This window comes from Bacillus sp. CH_70 (assembly GCF_038007045.1).
Lineage (GTDB): Bacteria > Bacillota > Bacilli > Bacillales > Bacillaceae_G > Bacillus_A > Bacillus_A cereus.
This window is the reverse complement of sequence record NZ_JBBOWL010000001.1, coordinates 889,097-903,269: the sequence shown is the minus strand read 5'-3', so window position 1 is coordinate 903,269 and position 14,173 is coordinate 889,097. Positions and strand designations below refer to the sequence as shown.

Below are 14,173 nucleotides of genomic sequence, written 5' to 3'. Positions count from 1 at the left end.
GAGCTAATAATCAGTGAGGAATGGACAAACTTTATTCCCCTTTAAATGCTGGTAAACGTTTCTCTAAAAACGCAGCAATACCTTCTTTATGATCCGCTGTTTGTCTCATTGCATATTGACCACGCTTTTCTAATTGCAATGTTTGCTCTAAATTAGAACGATTTACTTCACATAAAATTTGCTTCGTTTGAATCATTGCTTTAATCGGCTTTTGTGACCATTCATTAATCTTCTGCTTCACAGCCGTTTGGAAATCTTCGCCGATTACTTCATCAATTAAGCCGATATCAAGCGCTTCTGTCGCTGATAATTTCTTACCTTCCCAAATAATTTGCTTCGTCATATTTTCACCGACACGCTTTTGAAGGAAGAAATGACCGCCTCCATCTGGAATTAAAGCGATTCCAATAAAGTTCATTGCAATAACAGATGATATATCCGCCATTACATAATCAGCTGTTAACGCAATACTTAATCCAAGACCTGCAGTTGGTCCATGAATTGCACTAATAACAAGCTTCGGCATCGTATATAATGTCACGACAACTTCAGAAATAGTATTCATAATGCCATCAAACTTACTTTCATCATTACTTGAAAGCATCGATTTAATATCCCCACCCGCAGAAAAACCACGGCCGTTCCCGCATAACACAACGATATGCGCAGAACTTTCCGCTACTTCTTTCAACTTTTGTAATAACTCTTTTAATGTCGGCTCATCTAACGCATTTAACACCTCTGGGCGATTGACCATAACCGTTGCAACGTGGCCTTCATATTTCACAACGACAGATTCTGTTTTACTTGTTATTTCCATTATATATACCCCTCTTTTCTCCATAAAGATTATACTTATATAATTATAGAAAACCATTGAAAAATCCTTCTTTTTTCTCAATTTTCTGTCTAATAATCTCGCAATTTGTACATATACCGTATAAAACATACAATTCCGTTGAAAAATATAGAAATTAAAGTCGGTTTATCCATGCTTTTCATCTATTTACCATTACAATGAAATGGTGTATTCTTAAGTTTGATAAAGTGAGACTTTAATCAGTGGGGGGTGTTCATCCCCCACTGATTATTAGTCCTCACCAATCGGGCTTTTACGGGCAGTTGATCCCCACCTAACTTCTTTGCTTCCGCTGTATTGTATTTTGAGGCGGGGTCTTACTGCCCGTTAATGCGGGATAAAAAAACAAATATTGAAATTCATTCGCCTTACTATGTAGAAAAGGCTTTATACCCATCTTTTGGGTGTTGTAATAAAGGAATGAAGAACTGGAGGAACATATGGTTAATAAGTTGAAACAAACGGATAACTACTTCCCACATTTCCTATTGCTATTCATTGTGTTTCAACCAATTTTAGATTTATTAACATCTTTTTCAATCTATATACTACACATGAGCGCAACAGTTGGAGTTGTAGTCCGTTTCGCCTTTATGCTTCTTGCATTAGGATACCTACTTCTTCATCACAAACAACAAGATGCGAAAAAGTACATCCTCTATTTATGTTTACTCGGAATTGCACTCGCAATCGGTCTTGTAAATAATATGATGGTTAAATCTCCAGTTTCATTTGGAGAAGAAGTTAAATTCATCTTAAAGAGCGTATATCCAATTGTGCTACTGTTTGGATATATTATCGCCTTTAAAGAGCTAAAAAATAAAGAGTATGTATTTCATAAAATCATTACATATTTCTTATATGCAACTTTAATTTTAAGCATCACAATGATTGTCGCAATGCAAACTGGAACGGATTTCCCAAGCTATCCTCATTCAAAAATCGGTTCAAGAGGTTGGTTCTTCGCTGGAAATGATTTAAGTTCTCTTTTCGCCATTATGTTCCCAATCATTGTCTTATATTCGATTCATAAAACAACTTCTTTCTCGAAAATATATTACTGGATTCCAACAATACTTGCGATGTATGCAAGTATTATGGTCGGAACGAAAGTCGGATATGGCGCAATTGTTATTACATTAGGCGTAGCACTTTTCTTCTCATTCATTGAATATATGATAAATCGTAAAAAAGAAGGAAAAGGATTCACACATATTGTAAATACCGTTGTTGCCGCAGTTATACTAGGAGGTTTAATTGCTCTTACACCGCATACTCCTATCGCAAAAAATATGGGCATTCACATGCAAATATACGAATACAAAAAATCAGTACAAGAAGAGAAAGATCGAAAAGAAGGAAAAGTAATTAAAGAAGATCCAGAAGATGCAAAAAAACATGCAAAAGGTGAACTTACAGATTCTGAAATGAAAAGTTTGATTTACAGTGATCGCGACAAATTCTTAAAAACATACAAACAGTACTATAAAGACGCACCGCTTTCACAAAAACTATTCGGAATGGGTTACGCTGGTAACTACACAGATAAAATTAAATTAATTGAAATGGACTTCCATGACCTATTTTTCGCCTTTGGAATTGTCGGTTTCCTTATTTACTTAATACCACTTCTATACTTTGGTATTAAATTATTCATCCGCATGATCACAAACTTTAAGAAAATCATGACTGTAAAGTATATGCTATTAGCGAGCACACTCATTCTATCACTTGGCATTGGCTTTATGTCTGGCCACGTATTAACAGCGCCAGCCGTTAGTATTTTCTTCGTTGTTATACTCGCTTATATCATTGTTGATTTTGAAATTGAATAGAAAGAAGGTGCTACGAAATATTAGTAGCACCTTCTTTTTTATTTAATTAATGTTTTACATATTCTAAGCTTTCTTTTGCAATATACGCTTCTGTTACAGTAGGATTATCTGAAATAACTTTAACCCACGATTTTCCATTTATTATTTCTTCACCAGTAACTGTAACAACTACATTTGTATTTAAACGATACAGTCGCTCATTTGATATACTAGGATTCTTTTTCACTTCCACGTTATTCATCACACGTGCAAGTTTGTACTTGTTGTATTCTTTTTTACCTAAATAAGAATCAAAACGGTTCATATGCCCCGCTACTTTTTTACCCCAGTTCGCATCAGATGCATATTTCGCATTTAAACCAGCAGCTTTATCACCTGTATATGTTGCTGTATAACGCCAATGTCCTGGATTTAAATATCCTTCATTCATGTATAATTTTGCTGCATGTTCAATACAATCTTCTTTTGAATTGAATGCTTCTCCGTTACCATATGGACTATCGTCTGTTGCTTTTAAACCAAATAAATTATTTTTGTCTTTTGCAAGAGCGCTTGTTCCATAATAACTTTCATGAATTGCTAATGAATATAAGAATAATGCATTTACATTATACTTGCTTTCTACTTCTTTAAATTTCTTTCCTAAACCAATTAATGGAGAGTCTGGCTTAATCGATTTCACATAACTATCTAGTTGTTCAGCTGTATAATCTGTTTTCGAACGTAATGATAAATAATTGAAATATTGATAGAAAGTTTCGTCTCCAAATGTCTTTCCATCTACACTATACATTTGCTGTCCTTGCTTCATGAAAGAAGGTGCCACACCATATCTAAATTCTGTATATCCAGGTGAACTTGTATTATATGTATAATATTTATGGTATAAATATCCATCTGTTTTCACATAATAAGACGACTGTTTCATTTCATTTGTAGGAATTAAAGTGATTTCATTCTTCTTCACATAACCTGTCAAACCAGAAAGTTGAACTTTCACACGATCTTCGCCAACTTCTAACACTTTCAATTCTGTTCCATACTGAATATACGTATATACTGTTGCTAAATTCTCATCATAAATATTAATGATGTTTTGCCCAGTTATTCTTTTCGCACTTGCAAAACCATCTTTAATCCATAAAAATTCGTTCTCGTATTTTACCGCATTCATACCTTTATTTTGAGCAGCCGTAACCGCTTCTTTATACGTATTATAGCGCTCTACTTCTTGCTCTGTTCCATTTTCTCTTACATTTGTCACAACATATTTCTTAGTTTCTACAGGATTGCTATTTCCGTTTTTTTCAATCGTCTGAAGCATGCGATCCAACATAGCTGAAGCCATCCCTCTTGTAGCTGATAAATGTGGTCTAAATGTATTATCTTCTGGATACCCTTTAATAATTTGAGTAGCCACCATAACTTGCACATGCTCTTTATAGTTAATACTATCTTTATCAGTAAAGGTAAGCGGACTTACAGCTACTTTAATATTTTTATAGTCTAACGCTCGCTTTACCATTATCGACATTTCTTCACGTGTAATCACATCATTTGGTGAGAATGTCTCGTTCGTACGACCATTAATAATTTTCGCTCCATATGCTCTACTTACACCATCATATAAACCGTAAGTCTTCGGCACATCCTCGAAATTCGAATCAGCTTTCGGTAAATTTAAAGCCCTTGCTATGAATGTAGCAAACTCTGCTCTTGTTACTAATTTATCAGGCGCATATACATTGTCTCCATACCCCATTAAAACTCCTTTAGTAATAAGTGAGCGCATATGCGTCTCAAACATATGTCCTGTAATATCATCATTTGCCGCATAACTTGAAATAGGAGTTAAAAGTAATGATCCCGTTAATGCCACTGCTGTTATACCTTTTGAAAAAGTCTTCAAGGTTATCCTCCTCGTAATCTACGAATTTATTATCACAAATTTGATTATATAATACTCACAATCATTTTAGCATAATAAATAGGAATTAAAATAAAACGTTTTTTAATTAGAATTTTCATTACATTCAAAACAAAATAAAAGACACTTTACTTTTTTAATAAAGTGCCTTTTTCCATATGATCAATGAGTTTCTTTGTTGCCTGTTTGCCTTGCAACCGAAGCTCATCTATTGTCAATTGTAACTCTTGCTGCACAGTTCCTTGTTGCATTAATTGCTTTTTCGCAATTTCATATAAATATTCAGCACTCCATTCGCCATCCACACTTCCTATAACTGGCTGATTCACTTGACTTAAAAACGAATCAATTTTCGGATCGTATGAAATCCCGACCATTGGAGTTTTGGCTACAGCAGAAAAAACTAGTGCATGAAGACGCATACCAATTAGTAATGAACATTGTGATAAAATGAATATTTTCTCGTCGATATCCATTTTATATGGAAGCATATACGTCTCTTCTCCCATTAAGTCTACTACTTCACGCGAAGCTTTTTGATCAAATGGCTCATGCATTGGAACAAATAGAATTTGGTATCCTTCTTGCTTTAATTTTTTTAATGCCGCAGCTAATTTTTTTATATAATCTTCTTTTGCATTCCAATAACGCACACTAACCGCGATTACTTTTCCATGTATCGAATGCTTTTGCAACCAATCCGATTGTTTTGTCCGTTTCCATGTTAAAACAGGGTCTGGAACAATTTCAATATCGTTTTTTATGCCAAGTCCTTTTAAATATAAAAACGAATCCTCATCTCGAACTGATACATAGGAAGCTTTTGACAAGTTCCATTTTACTAATAGACGATTATATCCTTTTGTAATTGGACCTATTCCTTGTGAATAAATATAATACGGCTTTTTTAATAATCGAGCGAGTCCCATAATACCCGTATAATATAGAATACTCTTCGTACTTGTCTGATCTTGAAGAAGGCTCCCGCCACCACTAATAACTCCATCACTGTTTTTGATCGCATGATAAACAGCCTTTATATCCCAGCGATCTACCGATTCTACACCATACATTTCCTTTGTATATTTAGAATCATTTGATAGTACTACTAGTTCTATATCCGGGTTCTCTTTACTTAACGATTCAATAATTGATTGTAGAATCGCCTCGTCTCCAACATTATAAAAACCATAATATCCTGATAAGACTAAACGCACCCTAAATCTCCTCCAAAACTAGGTAACCGTTTATTTCATCTAACATAAACTGGTACCCATTCCTTACCTAAACACTTAATACCCTACATAGTTTCCTCTTTATCAGCTCATATGAATTTTAATAAAAAATTAAATTTTTATATTTATCTTTTCAAAAATGGTATTTTTTTTATTGATATCCATTTTAATTTCAAAGCACATACACCATACAAAATGGTTGTAATACTTAATGCTATACCACTGAATAATAACGTCATAATTCTTGAAGATGTAACATCTATCACATTAAATAGTTCATACAATCCTAGTCCTAAAATAGATGCTATTGCTAGCACACCAAAAAAGCTTTTTAAATGAATAGAATAGGCAATATAGCTTCGAATATACAAATGATTTACAATACAAATCAATACGTAAGTAATGAATGTACTATACGCCGCTCCATCTATGCCAAACTTCTGCACGAACATTATGTTTAACACGACTTTCACACAACTCGCACCAATAACAATCCATGCAGCTTGTGCAGAACGATTAATGCCCTGTAAAACACCTATTGATAATACCATAACCGCAGTAAAATACGAACTGCCAATCATAACTGTTAACATACTACTGCCTTTTACGTCTGTGAACAATCCGACATTTAACGGTACTGTTAATGCCATCAACCATATTGTTAACGGTGCTGTCAAAACATGCGCTAGTCGATTTGTATTTTGAATTGTTATTTTCGCCAAATTTATATCTCTTTTGGCCAATGCGGAAGTTAAGAGTGGTATTAACGGAAATACAATTGCACTTGCAAAAATAACAATTATTTGCGTGAATGCAAAACCGCGACTGTATATTCCAAATTGTTCTTGAATTTCTGTTGATGATCCTTGTAATACATGCGGTATTGTAAGCGAGTCTACTAAATTTAAAAGTGGCATTGATAAAGCTCCGATAGCGATTGGGATCGATACCCTCAATATCTTTTTGCCGTTTTCTCTTAAATCTCGGAGTGAATAGGAATTGCTTTTATTGTAGTATGGACTTCTATTATATTTTATACGCAAATATATAAGCGAACTAATGACTCCAAGAAAAGAGCCAACCATCGCACCACTAGTAATAACAGTATTACTCTTATCCCATGATACTAGTATGTAAGCAATTATTAACATAAAAAACACACGTACAAATTGCTCAATGACCTGTGATACCCCTGTTGGTTTCATATCACCGAAACCTTGAAAATACCCTCTATAAACTGCCATGTATGGCGCAATGAGTAATGCTAATGAAGTAATAAGCAACGGCATTCTAGTTTCTTGTCCACCAAGCATATTTGCAATTTCAATAGAAAATAATACAATGACTAAACAGCCGAAAACGCCAAATGCTATCCCAATAATTGACGCTGATTTAAATAATTTCGCAATTTCCTTTTGCTTATTTTTTTCGTTCAACTCTGCAATTAGTTTCGAAATTGCAAGTGGAACTCCGGCTACCGATAATGTAAGAGCAATCATATATACAGGAAAAACAAGACGGAAAATACCGAGCACTTCATCTCCTGCAATATTTTGTAATGGAATTTGAAAAAAACTACCAAGCAATTTTGACAAAAAAGTTGTAATGGTTAAAATTGCTGCTCCTTTTACAAATGTTTTATTCATATTTTTTCTCTTTTCTTTTATACATATACTCTCAAACATATTGTTTTAAACGATAGGGATTCACTTTATCCCATTGGTTATCATAACAAATTTATTATAGGTTGAATACTTGGTTTTTTTTACAAAATAGAAAAGAGAACCAATTTACGCCTATCTCTTCACATTCTAATTTCTAATTCCTTCCATTATATGTACACATTATAACTGTTTTCGTTACTCAAAAAGAGCTCTTCTCTATCACTGCGGTACATATTACTAAAAATATTATAAGAATATCCCACAACTCTACATTATAATGTATGTAAGATTGTGAGATATTCTAATTACCATCTAAGCACTTAAGATTTTCAATTGTTCTTTCTGTTCATCGCTTGCCATTACTATGATTGTTTTTTCAATACTCGGATGTACTTGCTCAAGCTTTACACTTGCTCCTACTTTATTTGATTGCTCAACAAAATTTAATAATGCCATAGCTCCTGATACATCCATATAACGCACATCTTTCATACGTAAAACAACCGGTGACTTCACATCTTGTAAAGTAGAGAAAATACGATCTACTGATAAGAAAGAGAGCGGTCCTTGAATCGTATACGTTTCTTCTCTTTCTTTTACGATAGAAGTTTTACGTTCTTTACATTTCACCATATATATGATGAACGAAAGAATAATACCAAATGCAACAGCAATCATTAAATCGAACTTCACCGTCACAATCATCGTTACGAGCATAACAACGACATCACCTTTAGGAGCGACATGCATCTTTTTCATGCTTTCCCAGTCGAACATTCCAATACCAGTTAAAATTAAAATACCTGATAGTACAGCAAGTGGAATATATTGTACGACCGAACCAAGACCCATAATAAAAATGAATAAGATAACACTATGCATACATGCCGAAAGTGCCGTTTTACCGCCACTTCTTATATTCACGATAGACCTTACAGTCGCACCTGCACCTGCTAATCCGCCAAACAATCCGCTCATCATATTACCGATACCTTGTCCAACGAGCTCTTTATTACTTTTATGACGTGTACCTGTCACATTATCCATTACGACCGATGTTAACAACGAGTCAATCGATCCTAATAAAGCAATACTAAGCGCTGGTAAAATAAGTGCTGCTATTCCTGTTCCACTTAAAGATGGAATATGAAGCGTAGGCATCGCTTCTGGAATGGTTCCAATCTTTTCAATTACTTTGTTTAATGAAAGATTTCCGATAATCGGTAAATTTACTGTAAGTCCTTCGAGTAGGGAAGAAAATAAAGGTAGCAAAGCTGTCACACCGACTAGTGCTACTAAACTAGACGGAATCGCCTTAATCCATTTACCAGAAACAATCATTACAATAATCGTTAACACAACAAGTAGAAAACTATTTTGTACGTGCTTTATTTCGCCTAAAATAATGATTAATGCAATACCATTCATAAATCCTGAAACGACAGGATACGGAATATATCGAACGTAAGAACCGAGCTTACATACACCGAATAAAATTTGAAATAACCCTGCCATCATAAAGGCAATAAAACTTGCCTCTAACCCGTGCGTCGCAATAACTCCTGTTGCGATAACGGTAATTGGTCCAGTTGGCCCCGTTACTTGCCCAGGTGTCCCGCCAAATAACGCTGCGAATAAACCTGCAAAAATCGCACCATACAATCCAACAAGCGCTCCCTCAGACGTTCCTGTCGCGGCAATACCAAATGCAATCGCAAGTGGTAACGCAACAATCGCAACAGTAAATCCTGCTAAACATTCCTTTGCTATTTTTTGAAACATAAAAAAACCACCTTTGTATAAAGTCCATGTTCCATTGTACACCTAAAAAGATCCATTCGTTAGCTCACTTTTTACATTCTCGTGACGTAAACGTATTCAATGAAAAGTTTCCCCCTTATCTTTGGAAACAATTGCAACTATGCTATAATGAACAAATTAAATCTTTTACTATATACTTGGAGGCACTATGCTAACTTTTGAAGAAAAATTATCGATTATTGAATCTTTCCCAGAACTAGAAAGAAAGAACGTATCATTAAAACGTGTAAACTTCCACTTTGAAGAAAGTCGTTTAGATAAAAAGAACGTTGTATTTCATTTACACCCAAATGGAAATGGATTTGTGTATGCAAGCGGTATTAAAGGTTACAAAACGGATGATAAAGGTATGGTTAACATCCGTGAGTTTTCAGCAGAAGAATTACGTTCAGTAATTGAGAAATCAATTGACCTTCTATCACAAGAAGAAGTAGTAGCACCTGTAGAACCTGCGAAAGAAGAAGAATGGCAGAACGAAGATGGTCATATTCTTACTCTTATTTCAGAGGATGACATGTGGAACGTGTACGCTGGTGTAAACTTAGACGGTACATTCAACTCTTATCCAGAAGCTGCGGAATACCTTGATGAAGAAGGGTTTTCACGTAAATAAAAATAGAAACCTATTTCATTCAACGACTTTTATAGTAATCGAAAAAGACACTTAAGGTGTCTTTTTTTGTTATATAAACTCCTTTCTCACACTATCTCTATTAATTTTCATAAAATGATTCAGAGGAGGTTTATATGAATACAACTGCTAAATTAATAAATTGGAAAGAACATGGCGATATGATTATTCTAGAATGTGAATTAAATGGAAAACGCTTCGAGATATCAACATATAAACAACGAATATATAATGCACACCTTTTATCAGCTGACGTTTATATTCGTTTAGATTCATCTGATAATATAATTGGAATAAATATCTATAAAAAGTAAGAAAAGCCCCCTATTCCGTAAGCGGGCTTTATCTTTATTACAAAATGTTAGAGTATACTCTCTTTTTTTCATACAGTTTATGTAATTATACATATTCATTAAAAAATACACTAATTGAATATTACATGTAGTAAAATATAACTTGTGGGCACGTTCTATAAAGCAGATTCTTTTAAAAGGCGTAACATATCAATTATTATAGGGGATGTGGCGTCACTTCGATATTGATCTCAAATCTCTTGTCTTTTGTGAACTAACAATCTAGTGTATATAGACGATTCTGCTTTATAGTGTGTGTTTACACTCATAACAAAGGGGTAATGGTAATACGGATAGATTCCGATTCGTATGAAATGAAATGGTTCAAGTCGGAGAGAGGCACCTTAAGGTGTCTTTTCTTTTTGGACATTACATCCATTTTGTTTTTCCACCTTATTTCAAATGCGCTAATTAACCTTCACCAAGAAGAAATGAGAATTAAAAAAGATATTGTTTCTTCTGTTTAATACAGAAAAATGAAGGATACCCCATAGATATGGGGGCATCCTTCATTTTCTATTTTTTCGCACCTTTCAGTGACTCCCTCAGCACAAACTTCTGCAACTTCCCGCTCGCATTACGCGGAAGTTCATCTACAAATAAATAATGACGCGGACGCTTATAATCTGCTAATTCGTCACTTTCTTTGCAATACGTTTCTAAATCAGCTTCTGTTATTGTTTCATCTTTCTTCACAATAACTGCCACAACACGCTCTCCCCATAATTCATCTGGCTCACCAAGTACCGCCACATCTAATATACCGGGATGACTATGAAGGAAATCTTCAATTTCACGAGGGTAAATATTTACGCCACCGCTAATTACCATATCATCAACACGATCTGCAACGAATAAATAACCATCCTTATCAAAGTATCCTAAATCACCAGAATGATACCATCCTTTATACATCGATTTTTTATTTGCCTCTTCGCGATTATGATAGCCAGCCATCATAGTTGGGCCGCGTAAAATAATTTCTCCTACTTCATAAGGAGGTAATACATCATCTGGTTCTGCCGGTGCATCCTCGTTCGGTTTCACAATACGAACTTCATGACTAAAGCATGGCGTGCCTGCTGAACCAGCTTTCGTAATTTGATCCTCCTCTACGAGAAACGCCACAACTGGTCCCATTTCTGTCATTCCGTATATTTGAACAAGGTCAATATAAAGACGTTCTTTACATTCCTTCACTAACGCCGGTGCCATTGCCGCTCCGCCATATATACCGATTTTCATTGAAGTTAAATCATACTGAGTTAAATCTTTTTGCAACAACATATTCCACATCGTCGGTGCTGCAAAGAACGTCGTAATCTTTTCTTCTTGAATCGTATGTAATACTGTTTCTGTATCAAAATGATGCAAAATGACATTCTTTCCGCCAACTTGAATGCGTGGTATGATTCCAGCATTTAATTCACCACAGTGATATAAAGGTGCAACAACAAGCCCAACGCTATCTCTATTATATTTTAGGAAATACGTACAAATCATACTATGCTCAGCCATTTCACGATGACGATGTAACACGCCTTTCGGATGACCTGTCGTACCGCTCGTATACAGCATAGAACAATAATCCATTTCATCAATTTCGATATTTACTTTCTCAGAAGATGCTGCATTCACTTTTTCATGGTAGGAACTTGCATAGGAAGGTTTATCGTTTTCTATAGACCAAAAAGATGTATTTGGAAAATCTCGTTCAATGATAGCAACAGTTGACTCAACTGCTTTTTCAAAGACAACGACTTTCGAGGATGCGTCCTGAAGAATATAAGATACTTCTTTCGCCTTTAAGCGGAAGTTAATCGGGTTAAAAATCGCACCAATTTTCGCACAAGCTAAGTAAACGTTTACAAATTCATGGCAGTTATATAAGTAAACAGATACTGTATCTCCCTTTCTTACTCCGTCTTCTAATAAAGCGTGTGCCGTTTTATTTATTTGTTCATCCCACTGTTTATATGTCCAGCGAATATTTTTTTCAGGTTCCACTAACGCCTCTTTATTCGTATACTTACCAACAGATAAATCAAAAATTCTCCCTATCGTCATGTACATGCCAACAATTTCCCCCTTTTCTCTTTCATAAATCTATCATTTCGTCCATAAGTAGACATTGTCCTTCAATGTTTTGACTAATTTTTCTGATTATTATCGACATAGTTTTACATACGGTACCGCTAGACGGTAAATGAAATTATATCGGCGATTTTTCGAATATATCGACTTACCGACAAAAACTGACAAGATATAATCGGCCCCCCATTACTGCAGGATAAAAAGAGGTTGTTCCGCCTCGGAACAACCTCTTTCTTCTTATGCGAATAGCTCTTCTAAAATTTTCAGTTTATCTTCTGTATATTTTACGAAGCCATCGTTATATGATTTTGGATCTTTCGGATTCGCGAAGTGCGTAATTGCCCCCGTCTTCGGATGAACAAATTTACTTGATGCACCGCAACCAAGTCCGATAATTGATTGTACTTCTTCCATAATGACAATGTTGTAAATACTTTCTTGCGTCGGCATTGCATAACCAACGTTCTCTAAGTTGCCTAAAATATTCTTTTGACGATATAGGTAATATGGTACGTAATTATGCTTTTGCGTCCACTCTTCTGCTTCGTGCATCATCGCTGTAATTTCTTCGCGACCTGCTACTTTATATTTACGTTTGTTTTGCGTCATTTCAGAAGCACGTTTAAATGATAACGTATGAACTGTTAATGATTCTGGCATTAACTTTTCTGTTTCATCTAACGTATGCTTGAAGATATCTAACCCTTCACCAGGAAGACCAATAATTAAGTCCATATTAATATTGTTCATTCCCATTTCACGAGCTAAATGGTATTTCTCAATTGTTTCTTCTACAGTATGATGACGTCCAATTGCTTTTAGTGTCTCTTGATGATATGACTGCGGATTAATACTAATACGGTCAATGTTCCATTTATTTAACACTTCTAGCTTTGCTGGCGTGATCGTATCTGGACGACCTGCCTCAACTGTTACTTCACGTACATTTTTCACGTCTGGGAACGCTTCGTACATTTCTTCATACAGCATATCCATCTCTTCTGCTGTAATACTTGTAGGTGTACCGCCGCCATAATAAATCGTCGTAACTTTCACACCTTTTTCTTTTAAAAACTTACCAATTTCACGAACTTCATAATGTAAACCACCTAAGAACGAATCAACAGACCCTTGGCGTCCATTAATCGCATAAGCCGGGAATGTACAGTATGCACATTTCGTTGGGCAAAACGGAATACCGATATAAATACTTACTTCTTCTTTCAAACGGTATAAATCCGGAACAACTGCTAATTGGCAATCAACAATACGCTGAAGAAGTTCAATTTTCTCTTCATGAATTAAATAACTTTCACGAAGTTCTTGATGCGCTTCTTCTTTTGACATACCATTTTGAAGCATTTTATGAAGAAGTTTCGTCGGACGTACTCCCGTTAAAATACCCCAGCTTTGTTCAAGTCCAGTTAACTGCTGAAGAACAGAAAGATATACATAAGAAACAACGTGCTTCACTTGCTTCATACGCTCTTTTTCATCTGTGAAAGCAGATAAATCTTTCGAGAATGTTTCTTCATACACATTTCCTGTGCTAACATCCGTTAATCGAGCGGATGCTTTCACATTATCCTCAATGTGTATATCAACGATCAGATTCGCTTCCTCTTGTTCAAATCCAATCGTACTATCTTCAAAAAATAAGCCGCCAATATTTTGTAGCGGACGTAAAAAACGATCATCTTGTAACGTTTTAATTGAAATTAACACATTATCACCTTTTCATTTGCAAACTCTCT

At 35.1% G+C, this 14,173-nt stretch carries 10 protein-coding genes; 3 read left to right on the top strand and 7 right to left on the bottom strand.

Translation table 11 applies throughout. The features are described from left to right. Nucleotides 1–31 precede the first annotated feature (31 nt). The gene (locus N2V79_RS04570; RefSeq protein WP_001999174.1) at nt 32–844 is read right to left on the bottom strand and encodes an enoyl-CoA hydratase; all 813 of its coding nucleotides are present in this window, start codon (nt 842–844) and stop codon (nt 32–34) included. A 455-nt stretch (nt 845–1,299) separates the two neighbouring features. Here N2V79_RS04570 and N2V79_RS04565 point away from each other — a divergent pair, with 455 nt between their 5' ends. Then, complete coding sequence (locus N2V79_RS04565; protein WP_340719606.1) at nt 1,300–2,694, top strand: O-antigen ligase family protein; 1,395 nt, start codon at nt 1,300–1,302, stop codon at nt 2,692–2,694. 46 nt (nt 2,695–2,740) lie between these two features. Here the strand turns inward: N2V79_RS04565 and N2V79_RS04560 are convergent, their stop codons facing one another. The 4 genes from N2V79_RS04560 to N2V79_RS04545 all read right to left on the bottom strand — a co-directional run bounded on the left by N2V79_RS04560 (nt 2,741) and on the right by N2V79_RS04545 (nt 9,302). Continuing rightward, nucleotides 2,741–4,603, bottom strand: a complete 1,863-nt coding sequence (locus N2V79_RS04560; RefSeq protein WP_340719605.1) for an S-layer homology domain-containing protein — start codon at nt 4,601–4,603, stop codon at nt 2,741–2,743. A gap of 146 nt (nt 4,604–4,749) precedes the next feature. Then, nucleotides 4,750–5,838, bottom strand: coding sequence for a polysaccharide pyruvyl transferase CsaB (csaB, locus tag N2V79_RS04555; protein ID WP_001241596.1), 1,089 nt, complete (start codon nt 5,836–5,838; stop codon nt 4,750–4,752). A gap of 143 nt (nt 5,839–5,981) precedes the next feature. Continuing rightward, nucleotides 5,982–7,502, bottom strand: a complete 1,521-nt coding sequence (locus N2V79_RS04550) for a putative polysaccharide biosynthesis protein (RefSeq protein WP_064532641.1) — start codon at nt 7,500–7,502, stop codon at nt 5,982–5,984. 330 nt (nt 7,503–7,832) lie between these two features. Then, entirely contained in the window at nt 7,833–9,302 is a 1,470-nt protein-coding gene (locus N2V79_RS04545; RefSeq protein ID WP_064532639.1) for a SulP family inorganic anion transporter, read from the bottom strand. Nucleotides 9,303–9,489: 187 nt separating this feature from the next. Between N2V79_RS04545 and N2V79_RS04540 the strand changes: the two genes are divergently transcribed. Both N2V79_RS04540 and N2V79_RS04535 read left to right on the top strand, forming a co-directional pair. After that, entirely contained in the window at nt 9,490–9,954 is a 465-nt protein-coding gene (locus N2V79_RS04540; RefSeq protein WP_000954998.1) for a hypothetical protein, read from the top strand. 134 nt (nt 9,955–10,088) lie between these two features. After that, entirely contained in the window at nt 10,089–10,286 is a 198-nt protein-coding gene (locus N2V79_RS04535; protein WP_001098258.1) for a hypothetical protein, read from the top strand. A gap of 555 nt (nt 10,287–10,841) precedes the next feature. On the opposite strand, the gene N2V79_RS04530 is transcribed toward N2V79_RS04535, so the two are convergent. Both N2V79_RS04530 and N2V79_RS04525 read right to left on the bottom strand, forming a co-directional pair. Next, complete coding sequence (locus N2V79_RS04530) at nt 10,842–12,398, bottom strand: fatty acid--CoA ligase (RefSeq protein ID WP_075716845.1); 1,557 nt, start codon at nt 12,396–12,398, stop codon at nt 10,842–10,844. Between the two features lie 258 nt (nt 12,399–12,656). After that, a complete protein-coding gene (locus N2V79_RS04525) occupies nt 12,657–14,144 on the bottom strand; it encodes a coproporphyrinogen III oxidase (protein ID WP_000908776.1) in 1,488 nt (495 codons plus the stop codon). Between the last annotated feature and the right edge of the window lie 29 nt (nt 14,145–14,173).